General features: G+C 52.1%; 13 protein-coding genes. 8 read left to right on the forward strand and 5 right to left on the reverse strand.

Annotated features, from left to right (window positions below; genetic code table 11):
• Positions 1-150 precede the first annotated feature (150 nt).
• The 5 genes from R3187_RS15575 (at position 151) to R3187_RS15595 (ending at position 10,280) form a co-directional block, all read left to right on the forward strand.
• Positions 151-2,463: an efflux RND transporter permease subunit gene (locus R3187_RS15575; protein WP_318967979.1), complete on the forward strand. Its 2,313-nt coding sequence runs from the start codon at positions 151-153 to the stop codon at positions 2,461-2,463.
• Entirely contained in the window at positions 2,450-3,271 is an 822-nt protein-coding gene (locus R3187_RS15580) for an outer membrane lipoprotein-sorting protein (RefSeq protein WP_318967980.1), read from the forward strand. Before R3187_RS15575 ends, R3187_RS15580 begins: the two co-directional genes overlap by 14 nt.
• Positions 3,268-4,959, forward strand: coding sequence for a FimV/HubP family polar landmark protein (locus R3187_RS15585; protein WP_318967981.1), 1,692 nt, complete (start codon positions 3,268-3,270; stop codon positions 4,957-4,959). Before R3187_RS15580 ends, R3187_RS15585 begins: the two co-directional genes overlap by 4 nt.
• A 175-nt stretch (positions 4,960-5,134) precedes the next feature.
• Entirely contained in the window at positions 5,135-8,350 is a 3,216-nt protein-coding gene (locus R3187_RS15590; RefSeq protein ID WP_318967982.1) for a DEAD/DEAH box helicase, read from the forward strand.
• A gap of 205 nt (positions 8,351-8,555) precedes the next feature.
• Positions 8,556-10,280 (forward strand): hypothetical protein, encoded by a 1,725-nt coding sequence (locus tag R3187_RS15595; protein ID WP_318967983.1) that lies wholly within the window; start codon positions 8,556-8,558, stop codon positions 10,278-10,280.
• Positions 10,281-10,363: 83 nt separating this feature from the next.
• On the opposite strand, the gene R3187_RS15600 is transcribed toward R3187_RS15595, so the two are convergent.
• Both R3187_RS15600 and R3187_RS15605 read right to left on the reverse strand, forming a co-directional pair.
• Entirely contained in the window at positions 10,364-10,780 is a 417-nt protein-coding gene (locus R3187_RS15600) for a cytochrome c (protein WP_318967984.1), read from the reverse strand.
• 73 nt (positions 10,781-10,853) lie between these two features.
• The gene (locus R3187_RS15605; protein ID WP_318967985.1) at positions 10,854-12,263 is read right to left on the reverse strand and encodes an alpha-amylase family protein; all 1,410 of its coding nucleotides are present in this window, start codon (positions 12,261-12,263) and stop codon (positions 10,854-10,856) included.
• Between the two features lie 291 nt (positions 12,264-12,554).
• Between R3187_RS15605 and R3187_RS15610 the strand changes: the two genes are divergently transcribed.
• Both R3187_RS15610 and R3187_RS15615 read left to right on the forward strand, forming a co-directional pair.
• Complete coding sequence (locus R3187_RS15610; RefSeq protein WP_318967986.1) at positions 12,555-13,295, forward strand: endonuclease; 741 nt, start codon at positions 12,555-12,557, stop codon at positions 13,293-13,295.
• 90 nt (positions 13,296-13,385) lie between these two features.
• Positions 13,386-13,886: a DUF962 domain-containing protein gene (locus tag R3187_RS15615; RefSeq protein ID WP_318967987.1), complete on the forward strand. Its 501-nt coding sequence runs from the start codon at positions 13,386-13,388 to the stop codon at positions 13,884-13,886.
• Positions 13,887-13,912: 26 nt separating this feature from the next.
• On the opposite strand, the gene R3187_RS15620 is transcribed toward R3187_RS15615, so the two are convergent.
• Both R3187_RS15620 and R3187_RS15625 read right to left on the reverse strand, forming a co-directional pair.
• Positions 13,913-14,308, reverse strand: coding sequence for a hypothetical protein (locus R3187_RS15620; RefSeq protein ID WP_318967988.1), 396 nt, complete (start codon positions 14,306-14,308; stop codon positions 13,913-13,915).
• Positions 14,305-15,942, reverse strand: coding sequence for a S41 family peptidase (locus tag R3187_RS15625; RefSeq protein WP_318967989.1), 1,638 nt, complete (start codon positions 15,940-15,942; stop codon positions 14,305-14,307). Before R3187_RS15625 ends, R3187_RS15620 begins: the two co-directional genes overlap by 4 nt.
• Positions 15,943-16,208: 266 nt before the next feature.
• Here R3187_RS15625 and R3187_RS15630 point away from each other — a divergent pair, with 266 nt between their 5' ends.
• Positions 16,209-17,231: a DUF2804 domain-containing protein gene (locus R3187_RS15630; protein ID WP_318967990.1), complete on the forward strand. Its 1,023-nt coding sequence runs from the start codon at positions 16,209-16,211 to the stop codon at positions 17,229-17,231.
• A gap of 17 nt (positions 17,232-17,248) precedes the next feature.
• On the opposite strand, the gene rlmF is transcribed toward R3187_RS15630, so the two are convergent.
• Positions 17,249-18,148: a 23S rRNA (adenine(1618)-N(6))-methyltransferase RlmF gene (rlmF, locus tag R3187_RS15635; RefSeq protein WP_318967991.1), complete on the reverse strand. Its 900-nt coding sequence runs from the start codon at positions 18,146-18,148 to the stop codon at positions 17,249-17,251.
• Positions 18,149-18,254: the final 106 nt, after the last annotated feature.

Genomic DNA, 18,254 nt, shown 5'->3' on the forward strand with positions numbered 1-18,254 from the left:
ATTTAGCATGATGTTAATTTATTGCAAGTTTTATGGCTTATTCCAGAAAAAGCAATATGAATACAGGTGGTTATTCCCGCCTTTGTCAATTGCCTGCTAAGCTGAGAGACAAACCGGTATACCGTTCATTTCAACCTAAGGTAACAACAGATGATTCAGCGCTGGCTGCAGCATATTCTGGCTTATCCGCGACTTGTCACCGTATTATGTCTGCTGCTGATTGCGGGCAGTGCAATGGGTATTGGCAAGCTGTATTTTCGCGGCGATTACCGGATATTTTTTACTGAAGATAATCCGCAACTGCTGGCCTTTGAGCAGATGCAGCAACAGTTTAATAAAAGCGACAATATTCTGATTGCCATTGCCCCGGCCAGCAAACAGGTATTCAGTGCTGAAACGCTCGATCTGGTCAGGCAATTAACCGAAGCAGCCTGGCAAACGCCCTATTCGATCCGGGTAGATTCACTAAGTAACTATCAGCATACCGAAGCGATAGACGATGATTTATGGGTTGCGGATTTGGTGGCTGCAGAACTTGCACTAACCGGCCCTGAACTGACAAAAATTGCTGAAGTCGCGCTGAACGAGCCGGTGCTGCGGCAGCGACTGGTCTCTGCCGATGGCGCGGTGACGGCGATTAACATTACCCTGCAGTTACCGGAAGAAAACCTGCAACAGGAAGTTAAGGAGGTGTGGCGGGCTGTCTCAGACATGCTGCAGACGTTTAAAGCAGCGCACCCCGATACCCGTTTTTATGTCAGCGGCGTAGTGGCAATGAATCATGCTTTTGCCTATGAAGCAGAAAACGACGTTAAAACCCTGATCCCGATAATGTTTGCCGCTATTTTAATTATGCTGGCCTGGTTGCTGCGATCCGTTCTGGCGTCGCTGGCGACCCTGGTCATTATTGTAGTGACTGTTGTCAGTACACTGGGGCTGGCCGGCTGGGCAGGCCTGTTTTTAAGTACTGCCACTGTTAATGTGCCAACCATTTTAATGACATTAGCGGTGGCTGATTCAGTGCATTTGATTGCCTCGATGCAGTTCGCGCTGCGCCGCGGCGACAGCCGGTTTCAGGCAATCCAGTACAGCTTAAAGCGCAATATCATGCCGGTATTTATTACCAGCGCCACCACCGCTATTGGTTTTTTAACCCTGAATTTTTCTGATGTGCCGATACTACGGGATTTGGGTAATATGACCGCCGTTGGCGTCATGCTGGCATGCTTATTCAGCCTGGTATTACTGCCCGCTTTATTGCTATCTTTACCAATCAGTGCCGGTCAGCGCGCCGATAATGCTGTGGGCAGCGCTGATAAAACCATGCTCTGGCTGGCAAATGCCGTGATCCGCTGGCAACGGCCGCTGTTCTGGGGCATGAGTGTGCTGATTATTGGTTGCAGTGCGCTGATTAGTCTGAATACCATTAATGATGAAGCGGTAAAATATTTTGCCGCCGATACTGAGTTTCGCCAGGCCAATGATTTTCTGGAGCAGAACCTGACCGGTGCTACCACCGTTGATTTTGTCATTGCCGGCGATGAAGCCAGCGCGGTTAATCATCCGGATTTTATAGCCGCAGTGGCCGATTTTACTGCCTGGCTGCAAAGCCAGCCGGAAGTGCAGCATGTTAACAGCATTACTGACACTATCAGGCGGCTGAATATGAATATGCATCAGGACGACCCGGCCTATTACCGGCTGCCGGAAACCCAGCAACAGGCTGCGCAGTACCTGCTGATGTATGAAATGTCACTGCCGTTTGGGCTGGATTTAAATAACCAGCTGAATCTGGATAAAAGTGCCACCCGGGTTGCGGTCAGTTTACAGAATCTGGGCAGTAAACAGCTTACTGTTTTTGAAAGCCGGGCGCTGGCGTACCTTAGCGAGCATGCCAGCGGATATTCTGCCAGCGCGGCCAGTACAGCGCTGATGTTTGCCCATATTGGCGAGCGCAATATGGCGTCAATGCTGCAAACCCTGCCGGTGGCGCTGTTGCTGATTTCGCTGTTACTGGTATTTAGTTTACGATCATGGCGCCTGGGGCTGCTGAGCCTTATTCCCAATATTACGCCGGCTCTGGTCGCCTTTGGTTTATGGGGGCTTATCAGTGGTGAAATTAATCTGGCGTTGTCGGTGGTAGCCGGCATGAGCCTGGGGATCATTGTCGATGATACCGTGCATTTTCTCAGTAAGTACCGGGCGGCCAGAGTGGAAGGGCAGGCAACCGAGCAGGCAATACGCTATGCTTTTAGCACAGTCGGACGGGCGCTGTGGATCACCACAGTAGTATTAGTCTGCGGTTTTGCGGTATTAATGCTCTCGGGCTTTCGGCTGAATTCTGATATGGGCATGTTAACGGCGCTGGTAATTCTGGTAGCATTAATTATCGATTTTCTTTACTTACCGGCCTGCCTGCTGAAATTTGATGCAAAGGAGTATAAAACAGATGCTACAGCATAAAATAAGCCGCCCGGGCGTGCTGTTGCTGGCTGCCAGCCTGCTGCTGGGGTTGCCGGCGCATGCGGCTACTGACAACGCCGATACTGTTGCCAGCCAGGAAAAAGGGCTGCAGATAGCTACCGAGCAGAAACAGCGCGACAGTGGCTGGGGCGACAGCGAAAGTAAAGTGCTGATGATCCTGCGCGATGCCAGCGGCAATGAAAGTATCCGGCGGATGCGTACCCTGGCGCTGGAAGTACCGGACGACGGTGATAAGTCGCTGATTATTTTTGATGAACCGCGGGATGTGCGGGGTTCAGCCTTTTTAAGCCATTCTCACCCGACGGCAGAAGACGATCAGTGGCTGTATTTGCCAGCGATAAACCGGACCCGGCGCATTGCCAGCCGCAATAAATCGGGGCCATTTATGGCCAGCGAATTTGCGTACGAGGATATGGCATCGTTTGAGCTGGAAAAATACCATTTTCGCTATTTACGCGAAGAAGAAGTAAACGGGGTAATGAGCTATGTGATTGAGCGGATCCCGGCTGATCCCTTCTCCGGCTACAGTAAAACAATTGCCTGGGTCGACAAAGAACATTACCGGGTTCAGAAAATTGAATTTTACGATAAAAAACAAAGCCTGCTTAAAACACTGGTGGCCAGTGACTATCAGCTGTTTCAGGATAAATACTGGCGGCCGATGTTACTGAAGATGCACAACCATCAGACCGGCAAAAGCACTGATCTGGTGGTAGAGGAGTTGCAGTTTGATCTGGGACGTACCGCCGCAGATTTTGATGTTAACGTGCTGGAGCGTCTGCGTTGAGCAATCAGCTGCTCAGGCGCGTTCTGACGCTTGCTTTGCTGGCAAGCTTGTTGCTGAGCGTACTGCCACTAAGCAGAGCGGTGCAGGCAGCAGAACTTGGCCCGGTAACCAACACTGATACCCTGTGGCGCCTTGCCGTGCAGGCCAGGCCCGACGAGGCGGTCAGCATGCCGCAGGTCGTTTATGCGCTGTGGCAGGCCAACCCGGAAGCCTTCGTTGCCGGTGATATTAACAAATTGCGTGCCGGCACTGTGCTGCAGGTTCCCGGTCGCAGCAAGATGCTGGATACCGACGCTGCACAAGCCCGGCTCTGGTATTACCAGGCTATCAGAGGTCAGCTGGCATCTGCTGCTACGCCAGCATCAACCACAGACCGTCAGACAGCAATCACGCCTGCAGCTGCAACGGTTATCGCTGACGTGCCAGCGCCAAAGCCAGTTAAGCCTGCTGATCCGGAAAAAGAACCCACGCCAATAGTAACTGAGCCTGTTGTGACCAGTACAACAGCTGCGACTGCTGCTGCAACCGCCAGCCCACCGGTTATTGCCCGGCCAGCAGGCGGTTTCAGTTTGCGCCAGCAACATCAGGTGACCGCGCAGCAGCGTTATTTTGCTGAAACCGGCATGGCCGGTCAGGCCCGTGCCCATACCTTGCTTAGTTTGTTGTCTGACTGGTCGTGGCAGGACGACGATGGTATCCATAGCTTTCAGCTAACGCCGTTTTTACGCTGGCACCAGCGTGACAGCGCCAGCAATTTGGTGGATTTGCGTCAGGCATACTGGCGTTATGCCAGCCGCAACTGGGAAGTTAAAGCCGGCAACGACATCGTGTTCTGGGGCGTCGTTGAGTCACAGCGGCTGGTTGATGTAATAAATCAGGTGGATATGGTCGGTGGTGTCGATATGGAAACCCGGCTGGGCCAGCCAATGCTCAGTTTTAAAGGCTGGAACAGCGCCGGTACCCTGGAGCTGTATTTATTACCCTATTTTCGTGAGCGGTTATTTGCCGATCCGGCAGGCCGGCTGACCACCCCCTGGCCGGTCGAACATGATATTGCCGTTTATGAATCGAGTGACGAGCGCAACAACCTTGATGTTGCCGTGCGCTGGTCGCAACGCTTCAGCTCGCTTGATTTGGGTTTAAGCTATTTTGCCGGTAACAGCCGCGAACCGCTGTTAATTTTGCAACCTGCCAGCCAGCGGCTGCAGCCTTATTACTTTCAGATGCAGCAATTTGGTATAGATAGCCAGTTTGTTGCCGGTGACTGGCTGTGGAAGCTGGAAAGCATTTACCGGCGCAGTGGCCCGCAGGAATTTGCTGCCGCCACCGCCGGGTTTGAATATACCAGGGTGGGTGTGTTCAACCGCAGCTGGGATTTAGGCTGGCTGGCCGAGTATCAATATGACAGCCGCGGCCTGCAGGCGACGGCTATTGGCCAGAACGATATGTTTATTGGCTGGCGACTGGCCCTGAATGATGTAGCGGGTAGCGAGATCCTGTTTGGGGTATTGCAGGATTTAGATCGCAGCAGTAGCCGTAGTGCCAGACTGGAAGCCTCTATGCGGCTGACGAACAGCCTGCGATTACGGGTTAATGCCTGGCTGTTTCAGACAGATGACGTCACTGATGTGTTGTACAACCTGCACCAGGACGACTATCTGGAGCTGAGCCTGGATTACTATTTTTAGCTGCTGCTGAATTACTGCTAAGCCTGATCGTTTCAGTAATGAATTTGTTGAAAAACCGCCGGTAAATTACAAAGACGCTTTGGTCTGCTGCCAAAGTAAGCTAGCATGGGGGTTTTCGTTGGCGGCAGGCTTATCCCTGCTGTCAGAAGTCACTTCAGCAAGAGTTAACACTATTTTGAACAGCCCGACTGAACAGCACGCCTTTCCCCTGGATGAAGACCGCCTGTTGCAATGGTTTGATAGCACAACCCTGCACCGGGCCAGGGCGTATTTGCAGGCCGGCAAAGTGGTTAAGCTGGAGTATAACGATGATTTAAGTCAGATAAGTGCTCAGGTATGGGGCGCTGGCTTTGCACCGTACAGGCAGAATATTGTGCTGGCGCAGACTGACCAGGGCTGGGCATTGCGCGACAGCTGCAGTTGTCCGGTGGGGCATCGCTGCAAGCATATTCTGGCCGTGTTACTGCGGTTAAAACGTGACTATGCCCAGCAACAGCTGCGGATAAAACAATTACCGCAACTGAAACTGGACAACTGGTTTAACGAACTGGAACAGTTGCAACAACCTGCCCGTGATGACAGCGGCGACACCGTGTTGTATTTATTAAGTTATGGTCAGGCCGGCTTGCAGTTGTACCCGCGTCGGGTCAGGCCGATGAAAAAAGGCGGCTTTACCAAGGGTCAGGCTATTGGCAAATATGACTTGGTCAGCCCACAGCCGCCGGCCTGGTTAAGTGAAAGTGACTATCAGTTGCTAACCCTGTTTCGCAGCCACAACCTGGCCGAGCAATCGGTGCTGGAGGATAACTGGGGTTACCAGTTGCTGCAGCAATTGCTGGCAACTGAGCGTTGTATGTTCAGTGAAGCGCGGTATCCGCTAAGCTGGGGTGAGCAGCGGCCACTGGAATTAAGCTGGCATAGCAGCAAGGCCGGTCAGCAGTTAGGCTGGCGGATAGGTGATGACCATAGCAGCGTGCTGGTGTTTACCGATCCGCCCTGCTATCTGGACACCGATAATTATCAGTTAGGGCGGCTGACTACCCCGTTAAGTGGCCGTGAGCTAAAGCTATTGTCGAAAATGCCGCCAGCGCCCGCCGCCCTGTTACAAAGCCGGTTAGGCCGGCTGCAGCAATTATTGCCAAAAATCAGCCTGCCAATGCCAGAGGGGCTGGGTGTTGAGCAAATAAATGTCACGCCCACCCCGGTGCTGCAATTAAAAATGTTGCCGCGCCACAGTAAAGGCCGGCTGGAGCCAGTGGCGCTACTGAGTTTTGATTACGATAAACAGCGGCTGCCGCTGGATTTACAGGCATCGCAAACTGAAGTACAGCAAGGCTCACGAACCTATTTTGTCAAAAGACACCGCGCCAGCGAAACCGCGGCACTGGAAGTGTTGCTGGAACTGGAGCTGCACAGTCTGCCGCCATTACCGGCGCCAAATGCGCAACAGGCTGCTTTTGGGGTCGGCGAAGGCCCTGACAACCCGGAATTATGGCAACCCTTGCTGCAGCAGCTGGACAGCCTGCGCGATGATGGCTGGCTGGTAGAACAGGCCAGTGATTTTAATCTGGATATTCTGGCTGCCACTCCGTATTTACAGGTACAGGATGGCAAGCAAAGCGGTTTTGAGCTGGGGATCCAGGTGGACATTGACGGCCAGCAGGTACCGCTGCTACCCCTGATCAGCCAGTGGCTACGCCAGAACGGTCTGCCCGGGGATGATCAGCAAATCTGGCTGAGTTTGCCACAGGGCAAGCTGGCCCTGCCAATGTCATTAATTCAGCCGCTTATCGACACCATTGTCGAGCTGCTGAATATGCATAAAGCACCGCTGACTCTTGAATTGCCCGATTACAAAGCGGCGATACTGCCACCACCTGGTGCGGCCGAAATTCAGTACTTAAATGCCAACCGCCTCGCCAGCCTGAACCAGCAATTGCATAACTTCAGTGGCATTACCGATGTGGCGCTGCCGGCCAACCTGCAGGCAACCCTGCGAGGCTACCAGCAACAGGGCTTAAACTGGCTGAGCTTTTTAAAGCAGTATGGTCTGGGCGGCGTACTGGCTGATGACATGGGCCTGGGCAAAACCCTACAAACCCTCAGTTTTATTTTAAAGCAGTATCAGCAGGGAGAGCTGCAGCAGCCGGCGCTGATTGTCTGCCCCACCAGCTTGCTGGGCAACTGGCAGCAGGAAGCGCGCCGCTTTACTCCTGATTTAAAGGTATTGCAGGTATATGGTCCGAAACGCCGGCCGCTGTTTGAAGAGCTGGCCAACTACCAGCTGATTGTAACCAGCTATCCGTTACTGGTGCGCGATATTGCTTTATACCGGCAGCATCGCTTCAGTGTGGTGGTGCTGGATGAAGCGCAGCATATTAAAAATGCCGGTAGTCAGGCAGCGCAAAGTGTCAGGGCACTGCATCGCGACTTCAGTCTGGCACTAACCGGCACGCCACTGGAAAACCATCTGGGCGAATTAAAATCGTTGTTCGATTTTGTGCTGCCGGGTTTACTGGGCACTGAGCAGCATTTTAGTCAGGTGTACCGTAAGCCCATAGAAAAACACGCTGATGCAGAGCGAGCGCGGGTGCTGCGCCAGAAAATAGCCCCTTTTATGCTGCGCCGCACCAAAGGTCAGGTGGCGACCGAACTGCCGGAAAAAACCGAAATTATTCAGTTGCTGGAGCTGGAAGCAGATCAGCGTAATCTGTACGAAAGTATCCGCTTAATTATGGAAACCAAGGTGCGGGAATTGTTTGTCCGCAAAGGCGTTGCTGCCAGCCAGATTGAGTTTTTAGATGCATTATTAAAGCTGCGCCAGGTGTGTTGTGATGCCCGGCTGGTGCCGATAGAACAAGCGCAGAGTGTGCGGCATAACGCTAAATTACAATGGCTGCGCGACACTCTGCCTGAAATGCTGGAAGAGGGCCGGCGTATTCTGTTGTTCAGCCAGTTTGCCAGTATGCTGCATCTGATTGAGCAGGAACTGCAGTTTATGGGGATCAGTTACAGCAAGCTGACCGGCCAGACTAAACAACGGCAAACCCAGATTGATGCCTTTCAGAATGGCGAAACAGAGGTGTTTTTAATTAGCCTGAAAGCTGGCGGTACCGGCTTAAACCTGACCGCAGCCGATACGGTGATTCATTATGATCCCTGGTGGAATCCGGCAGCCGAGCAGCAGGCAACGGACCGGGCGCATCGGATTGGTCAGGATAAAGCCGTGTTTGTCTATAAACTGATCGCCCGCAATACTGTGGAAGAGAAAGTACAGCAATTACAGAGCTTTAAGCAGGGTCTTGCCGATCAGTTGCTAGGGGGCAGTAAAGGCCAGGTCTGGCAGGGCGAGGCGGCAGATCTGCTGGCGCTGTTTAGCAGTGATGAATAGGCGTGCCGATGAATAAAGCATGATGAACAGCAAAACGCGGTTACAGCAACATTGTTATTAAGCAGTTAAGAATGTAATATCAAAGCGGTTTAATCTACTCTGTTAGCAAGCTTCCGGCACACCGGTTTTGTCGCGAGCAGTACCCTGTAAAGACAGAAGCCGAAGTGTAACAACAGGATTTAATAACAATATCAAGGAGTCAGTGATGCGTAAGTTACTCGTTGCGGCGGCCATTATTGCCGGCGCAGTTTATGGTTATATTAAACTCAGCGGGACAGAATCCGTTACGGTTGATCACCAGCAGCTGGAGTTTGTACCGGCCGATACCGTATTTTTATCGGCGCAGCTGGAGCCGGTCGATTTTATTGCCTATTTAAATGCGTTTGGCTTAACTCCTGAATATTACAGTGAAGCCAGTCAGCAGCAGGTAGCAGAGCTTGCCGCCAATACTGACGACCCGCAACTGCGTTTCGTGTTAAGTTTAGCCAAAGAGTATATGCGGGCGCTGGCGCAACCGGAACAGCTGGAAGTGATTACCGGCATTAAACCGCAGGTGCGCTCGCTAAGCTATATGGTTGGCTTATCGCCGGTAATGCGCATTGAACTGGCAAATGAAGTGGCGTTCTGGACATTGTTTGATCGGGCCGAGGAAGCGAGTGGTATCAGCCATCAGGCAATCCCGGGTGCTGACGGCGGTTTTCGCTCTTACCCGTTCAGCTTTGGTGAGTACAGCGCAGAGCTTCTGGTGTCGGTAAAGGACGGCTGGGGCAATATGGCGCTGGTACTGCCGACCCAGGGTGAGCAAACCCGCGAGCTGGTTTTGCTGGCGGCCAAACCAGAACGCAGTATTACCAGTGATAATCAGCTGGCGAACATTGCATCAGACTATAAATTAAACCCGAATTCTATTGGCTTTATCAGCTTTCAGCAGCTGATGACCGGCCTGACGACTACAGATGGTAATCGTCTGGCAAATGATATTCAGCTGCTGGCCAGCCCGGATTTTGTTGCAGCGATGGAGCCGTGGCGCAGTGCCGAGTGTCAGCAGGATTTGACCAGTATCACCACCAGCTGGCCAGGTATGTATTTCGATAGCAAAATTACCAGTAAAGCCGGCCAGCAAACTCAGGTCCGCGGTAAAATGTTGCTGCCAACAACCAATAAAGAGACCATTACTACCCTGAGTAGCATGCGTGGTTTTGTGCCGGGCCATGTTGCAGAGGGTAACAACGATGCAGTATTCAGCTTTGCGCTGGGACTGGATATGGCCGAGTTTGCACCTGCGCTGACCAAAATCTGGCGTGGTTTAACCCAGCCAGCCTATCAGTGCCCACAGCTGGCAGAATTACAGCAAAAAATGCAGCAGGCTAACCCGATGGCAATGCTGGCCGCCGGTGCTATGGTGCACAGTGTGCAGGGTACCTCAGTTACCATCAATAACCTGACATTAGACCCCGCTACGATGCAGGTAGCAGCGGTTGATGCCATGCTGAGTGTGACTGCAAAAAATGCCCGCAGTTATCTGGAGGGTTTAAAAGCCATGGTGCCAGGTATGGCTGAAATCACCCTGCCGGCCGATGGTGAAGAGCTGCCACTGAACACGGTACTGCCGATGCTGGATGCCTTCGGCGTAACACCAATGCTGCAGGTCAGTGACTCACATCTGGTGGTGTATGCCGGTGATAAAGGTACAGCCCAGGCTAAAGCGCTTACTAAGCAGGCGATTGAGAAAAACGGCATGTTAAGCTTCGGCATGGATTACGCGCGGTTTTTTGGCATTATGGAACAAGCGATGCAAGCCAGTGGCCAGCCGGTACCTGCAGAGTTCAGTTCGTTGACCGAGATGAAGATGCAGGTTCAGGCCAATATGGATATTAATGACCAGGGCGTGGTTATGCACAGTCAGATGGCAATAGGTGAGGCTAAGTAATTCACGCGCAGCAATGCAGTATTGCTATAAGGGCAGCCAGTGGCTGCCCTTTTTATTTGCTTGGTGTTGTGTGGCAACACGCCCTAGTCGGCCTGCGCTGTAGTAGAAGCCGGCGGCGCCTGCAGAGAAAAGTAATAGGCCAGGGCATTAATATCTGCATCTGCCAGGCCGCGGGCCTGTGGGGTCATCAGTGCATGTTTGCGCTCACCTGTCCGATAAGCCGTTAACGCGCTGGCCAACTCAGTGGCTGAACGTCCCGCCAGGCTGGGATAGTTCGGGTGGCTGGAAATGCCGTTACGGCCATGACACGCTGCACAGCTGTAAGCCTTTAACTGGCCTTGTTCAAACAGCTGGCGTTGTGGTTCGGTCAAACTGGCGACAAGTTGCTGCTGACTGGCATCCGGAGTCGGCTCGATACAGGCGCTGAGGCTACTCAGCGCAATTGCTGCTGCTGCAGAACGTAACGCCAGGCGTTTGGCGGGGGCAAAGGCTTTCTTCATCGACAGCTCCTGAATTTAATATTGTCAGCCTGCCACAGCGACTGAAAAAAGCCTAGTGATCCTCCGTTAAAAGTTAGTCGGCATACCACATTCTGGCCTGACGGGCCGGAATGCTGAAGCTGTGATTACTGCCCCCAATACTAAAGGTTGCCGCCCCGCTTAAAGCGTCACGGTAAGTCCGGTACCAGTAAAAGCGGCCGTTGGTGTTAACGTTAAAGCTAACCTGGCCACCGCATTTGTTTATCCCTACCACCCCTTCCTGGCCGCGGCGGAATAAAATAGCGCAGTTGCTCGACGCCAGTACTTCCATGCCCTGACCCTGCATCCGGTTATGAAAATTGATCATCCGTTGCATAAAGGTGGCCCGGTAGGCATTAACCCAGCGGTTGTTATCGGTACCGGTACTGTCGCTGAATACTAACGGCTTACCGCCGTCACGGCCCATTACATAGGCATAGGCCAGGTATTCATCGGTTGAGTTCATAATCAGATAGCGAAAACCAGCATTGGTTGGAATATCGTGGGTAATGGTAAAGGTGACAGCCCGGCTGTTAGCCAGTGCCTGACCATAGCTGCCCGGATCAACCAGCTCGTTCATGCTGCCACTGGGGTTAAACGCCCGGCGCAGGCTTTCAAACAGTGGAAAATCGTAGGCTTTATGGTCGGTATACTGTAAATAAGGTGCCAGAAAACTGCTGTACTCATTATTACCGGCACCACCGCTGGTAATAATTTCGCCAAACACATACATACCGTTTTTAATAGTGCTGGTGAAAATCTGGTTAATATGCCAGATAGTCATATGTTTGGCAGCATCAACCCTGAAACCTTTCACCCCCATATTTTTCAAAGCCTGTAAGTAAGCCCGCTGCTGTTGTACCACCCAGTTGTTGGGATCTAAATCGGGCAAGCCGCTGTCGCCATTGCCGCCGCATAACCGCCAGTTTTGCACCTGCCAGACATCGTTATAATTCTGAATACAGTTGGCCGGATTAAAATCCCACGGGCTGAATAACCCCTGGGTTAAATTGCCAAACAAACGCTGATTATTCCAGTATGTCTGGTTGCTGCCGTAGCTGTTAAGCGCAGCCTGACCGGGGAAGTCGGTGGCGCCATTGCGTTCATTGGCCATATGGTTCAGGACAATATCGGCGTACACCACTACCCGCCGTGCCGGGTTGCTATCGTTAAGGGCGTTAATCATCGCCTGAAACGATTGCTTATTGCCTTTGCAATGGTCAATAACTCTGATGTCCTGTGGCTGATAACGTTGCCACCAGGCGCAGTTGCCGGCATTCGATTTTAACGGCGGGGCAACCAGTACTGCTTTATAACCGAGGTTTTTTATTTCCTCTGCCCGGTTGGCAACCTCGTTATAGTGCCAGTCAAAGGCATGTAAAATAACGTCGGCCAGCGCCTGTGGGGTAATAAACAGCAGTATACCAAGCAGCATACTGCGGGAAGTTATAGTAAAAGCTCGCATGTTTTCGTCCTGTAATGTGTTGTTATGCAAGACATCCGTGCATGAGCCGCCAGCAACGCCAGCGAAGTGTTAGTGACAACAAGACCCCTTTAACACAACTTCAGCATACTTAGCTGCAGCAGCGAAATATTGTTGTTTCACGCCAAAATGACAATATGCTTACAGTTTATAAATATCAGGAACGCAGGCGGTCAGACTGTAAGGGTTGTTGCAGCTGAATGACGTATTCAAACTGGCCGCAGCAGGTTATAGTTGGGCCTTTGCAGTTTTCACTGAAGTAAGTGGTAGTGAATGAAGTTACTCTGGTTTTATTGCAGCAGCGTATTGCTGTTACTGGCTGCTTTTGCCCAGGCAGCTCCTGCTAATTTTGATCAGGCCAAAAAGCTGGCGCAGCGTATTCATGCGCCAGCGGCTACAAGCTTTTATTGTGATTGCACTATACGCTGGCAGGGGAGTAAAGGTATTCCCGACCTTGCTGGCTGTGGTTATCAGGTGCGTAAAAATGGCCCGCGGGCCAACCGGATTGAATGGGAGCATGTAATGCCGGCCCATCACTTTGGCCATCAGCGCCAGTGCTGGCAAAGCGGTGGCAGAAAAAACTGTGTTAAAACCGACAGTGTTTTCCGGTTAATGGAGGCCGATTTATATAATCTGGTACCGGTAATCGGCGAGGTAAACGGTGATCGGAGTAATTATCGCTTTGGCATGCTGCCCGCTACTCCCGCCTTGCATGGTGCTTGTCCGGTCAGGGTCGATTTTAAACAGCAGGTATTTGAACCCCCTGCATCGGTACGAGGCGACATTGCCCGCACCTACTTCTACATGGCCGATAAATACAACCTGATCCTGTCCCGCGCCCAGCTGCAACTGTTTATGGCCTGGCATCAGCTCGACCCGGTAAGCCCGGCCGAGCTGCAGCTTAACCAACGCACCCGCCAGCATATGGGCCACGACAACCCTTTTATCAGCGGCGACCGCGAATGGCACCCGGGCTACCGGCCGACCGGTTATGGTTTGGTGGTGCGACAATAATGGCACAATCACACTATGGCAAAATTGAATTTATTTCGTTAAGTTGTATTTTGTTTAGTGGTATTACTGCGATGAGCGGAGTGAATAACGATGAAAAACCTGACTGAACACCTGAGCCAGTATGCGCTGTATCATCGCGATCAGCGCAATATAAAAACCCATTATATTGGCATCCCCTTGATCATCGTGGCCATTTTCAGTTTGTTGTCACTGCCGCTGGTAAGCGTGGCAGGCATTATGCTGACTCCGGCGCTATTTTTGTTTATTGCCGCGGCGCTGTTTTATTTCCGGCTCGATTTACGTTTTGGCCTGGTGATGTTGCTGTTCAGCGGCAGCTGTTTTGCCCTTGCAACCTATCTGGCAGCCCAGCCGTTTGCTTTCTGGCTGGGTAGTTCGCTGGCACTGTTTGTTATTGGCTGGGTGTTGCAGTTTGTTGGCCATTACTATGAAGGGAAAAAGCCTGCCTTTGTCGACGATATCGTTGGCTTGTTTGTTGGCCCTCTGTTTGTGGTTGCTGAAATGAGTTTTATGCTGGGGCTGCGTAAACAATTACAGCACGATATAGAGAAAATCGCCGGTAAAGTCCATTAACCGGCAATTGTGTTAAACCACCACGCCTAGTCGCTGGTTACGGCGCTGAGCTGGCAGTTGCTTTTAGTTAGTGCCACGCTGCGACCGCTGGCCGGGTGGCTGAGCAGGCACTGGTTATCAGCTTGTTGTAACTCCAGTAAAATAGCCGGCTGACTATGCCGGCCCATTATTGGCAGGCCTTGCGGGTCGCGCAGTATGGCTCGCTCAATAAACAACTGGTGGCTGTCAGCAAAGGCAGTGTCGGCCAGTTTTACTTTCTCACCGCCAATAAGCTCGATAATGGCTTGTTGCAGCTCAGCTTTAATCTCCGGGCTCATATTAGTCAGCCGGGCGGGTTGGGGTTCAGCTGTTGTCATTTTGCAGCCTGCCAGTAAGCAGGCACCAGCCAGCAGGCTGGTGCTCAGTAGTAACCTGCGCTTCACTGTTGTTGGTCCTGCGCCGGTTTAATGGGCTGGTTCAGCTTATTCTCCAGCAAAAACGCCTGCATTCTTGGATCCTGGCGCTGAATGCTCAGGCCGCTGTCGTCATGGCTGCGCTGTTGCTGGCTCAGACTCTGGCCAGTTACAGCCACCGGGCAGCTGTTATTTGCTGCATAATACAGGGCACTGGCCAGCATCCGCTCAGCCGGGTCGCCCAGCTGAGCTGAGAAGTCATCTGCAACCTGACAACCCGGGACATCGGCGGCAAATACCGGCGCGGGGGTCGGGTAAAACCCATCCGCATATTCGCCAAAGTTTTTGGCATTGGCGCCGCTGAACTGAATGGTAAAGTAGGTAGTACCGCAGTTATCGGTCGGATAAAACCCATAAGGCTTACCACAGGTTTGGTCACCAATCAGAATTACCTCAACATCGATACCGCGTAAGCCGTTAATAAAAGCTTCACTGGCCGAGCAGGTGTCACCGGTTGATAACACAAAAATGCGGTTCAGGTTTAATTCCGGCAGCGGTGTGCTGGTTAACCGGCCGGCTTCGTAATCAATTTCAAAACCATAAAATGGCATCGGGCTTAACGTCTGACCGGTGACCGGATCACGGTTCGGATGTTTGTCATTAAAAATGGTTTTCTCGAATATCCTGTCCTGAATAATCGCATCGCCACTGACCATATAAGCGAACTGCGAGGCCAGTGCCAGCAAGCCGCCGCCGTTGTAGCGTAAGTCGAGCACGACATCGGTAACATTAGCATCAGCAAAGCTGTTAACGGCGCTGATAAGCTGCGGCTGGGCCAGCGCGATATGGCTGTTAAACTGTAAGTAGCCGACCTTGCCGGCATCGGTGTCGAGCACCTGAACATTTTGTACCGGGCTGCTGGCAACATCGGCAGAGGTCATCGTTACGGTAAGGGTGTCACCGTCATTGGTTAAAAACACAAACTCATGCTGTTCGCCGGCACTTTCCGGAAATAATGCCGCATTAATGGCATTAACGCCGGCGTTAGTGTTGTCGTTAACAAAATCGATGCCGTCGACTTCCAGTAAATCTGCGCCACGCAATATACCGGCATTGGCCGCCGGTGAGCCAGGCTCGGTATAGGCGACAATTAATGAGCGCGGCGGGGTGGTGCGGCCAAACGACCAGGTAATGCCGTAGCCTGAACTGACACCGGACTGAGTTTGCTGTTGATAGCTGGCGGTACTCTGAGCAAAATGAAAGTTATCTTTTGCTGCACCGGAGTCGGTTAGCTCATCCGTTTTTAACTGGTCAAAAAACGCCAGTACAGAACTGAAGTTGGCCGGGTTATTATCAGGCAACTCGCGGTACCATAAATAGGTGTTATTGCTCCAGGATCGCAGCCACATTTTTTCATGCATAGTGGTGCCCGCCCGGTCAGGGTAAGGCTGGTTGTTATTGTAAGGGTCGGCACCGGTACGCGGGGTAGCGCAATAGTTTTTAAAGTTACTTGCCGGGGCAAATACGCCCGGGGTCCAGGTGGGAGGGGTAACCCCCGAGCCACCACCGCCGGAGCCGCCACCGCTGCCAATATTGCCAGAACCACCACCGCCACAGGCAGTGAGTAAAATAACCGTTGAGACCAGTAAGCTGCGTTTAAACATGGTTAGCCCTACCACCACTAATTGCAAATGAAGGCCCACGTTGCCTGTTAAATTGTTAACAAATCAGCGGGGAATTTGTATATTTAAAGATAGCGAAATTAGCAAAATTGCGATAGCCCGGCAATGGCTAATTTTGTACTGAGTGCGCTGTTTTTAGAGAAAATACTGAGAAAAAGCAGCGAACCACATGTTTTTTAAGCAAAACGGCTGCATTACACTGGTTAAAAGCTTAAATTAGCCACTGAATATTTATTTGCGGAACCACTATGACCAGCCCTTTGCAACCCGAGCCCTTTCGGCTTATTCAGGCTGATGGTCAGCCACAGTATGGCCTTTTTGAGCAACCGGTTACCGATCTCAACCTGACCCGTTTTGTCTATCGCACTCCAATGGATAAGCTGGCTTCCAGTCTGGCGCGCTGGGCCCACTATAAGCAGTTTCAATTTATCAGCATCAGCCACCCGGACTGGATCCTGGCGGCAGCCATAGCGGACATCCGCTATTTATGTTCCGGCTTCGCTTACTTTTATCAGCGCAGTACCGCCAGTTTAACCGAGTTTAAATTGCTGCAACCTTTCGGCTGGCACAGCCAGATGAGCCATTCACCCGTTGCCGGCGTGGCACGGATCCAAAGCGCTAATAACAGGATCAGCATTGAGCCTGACGGCTACTGCTGGCGGCTGGCTTTGCATAGTAAGCAGCTGAGTGCCAACCTGCTGTTAGCGCCAGGCGATATTGCTGAGCCGTTGGCGCTATGTTTACCCACAGGTTACAGCGGCTGGACTTATACCCAGAAACATAATGGCTTGCAGGTAAGTGGAGATATTAATCTGTACCAGCAGCCGGTAGCAGTAAACGGTGCGCTCGGCGGCTATGATTTTTCGGCAGGCTATATGCGCCGGGAAACCAGCTGGCGCTGGGGCAGTTTAAGTGGTTACAGCGGAGCTGATGTTATTGGTTTTAACTTAGCGGCCGGCGTTAATGAAACCGGCGGTACTGAGAACTGCTGCTGGTTAAACGGTAAGCGCTATGGATTGCCGCCGCTGCAATTTATATTCAACCGCCAGAAACCTGATAGCCTCTGGCAGGTGTTAAGTCAGTCCGGCGCGGTTAAATTACAGTTTATGCCGGCAGCTAAACGCCAGGAACGGCTGAATCTGGGGCTGCTGGCCAGTAATTTTCGTCAGTATTGCGGTAGTTGGCATGGCACCATAAAACTGAGTGACGGCCAGCAGATTAACTGCAACGGCCAGCAGGGCCTGGCGGAAGACCATTTTGCCCGCTGGTAATTACTGCTTAGCCGTGTTTATGTCGCTGGTTGAAAACGCCAGGCCAGTAGCTGGCTGCTTTTCTGGCCTTGTTGCATATTAACCTGTTTAACTTCAACCGCGCCGGCCTGACGCGCTGCCACGATAAGAGCCTTAACATGACGTTGCTGTGATACCAGGCTGCTAAACCAGCCAACCTGGCTGGCAAACTCTACGCTTTCAGCAATTAATTGCTTAATAAATGCCAGTTCTCCGCCCGGACACCATAGCTCATGCTGCTGACCGGCAAAATTACGTTGTTGTGGGCTATCTGCCAGTTTCAGGTTAGTTCTTTTGCGCTGATTGGCTGCAGCAGCCTCGGCGGCAGAGCCGTAAAACGGCGGATTGCAAACAGTCAGTGTAAAGGTGTCGCTGGGCTTGATAATGCCGCGCAGAATATTGTTGCTATCTGACTGGCGGCGCAGGTTTATCTGTCCCTGTAGCTTTGGGTTGCTGTCGATAATTAACCGGGCGGCTTTTAACGCCATAGCATCAATATCAGTACCGACACAACGCCAGCCATAACTTCGATTGGCTATTATCGGGTAAATCAGGTTGGCGCCACAGCCAATATCCAGCAGGTTAATCTGTTTGCCGGTCGCTATGCCATCCGGCCCGGCCAGTAAATCGGCGGCGTAGTGAATATAGTCGGCCCGGCCCGGTATCGGCGGGCATAAATAGCCCGGCGGTAATTGCCAGTAGTCAACCTGATAGTAGTGCTTAAGCAGGGCCGCATTCAGTGATTGTACCGCCGCCGGATCGCTGAAATTAATCGTTTGTTCACCAGCCGGACTTACGGCCAGATGTTGCTGTAACGGCGGATAGTCGCTGCTTAGCTGTGCTAAATCATAGCGGCCCTGATGCGGGTTACGCGGGTGTAGTTGGGCAGATTTTGTCATAGAAGCTGCAATCAGGTATTTTGCCGGCAGTTTACGTTATTCCTGCCAGGCTTGCGAGTCAGGCTTGTGCGTTAAGTCCCGCTCTCCTAAACCCCTGAAGCAGCAC

The sequence above is a fragment of the Arsukibacterium sp. genome, assembly GCF_033721375.1.
Taxonomy (GTDB): Bacteria; Pseudomonadota; Gammaproteobacteria; order Enterobacterales; family Alteromonadaceae; genus Alishewanella.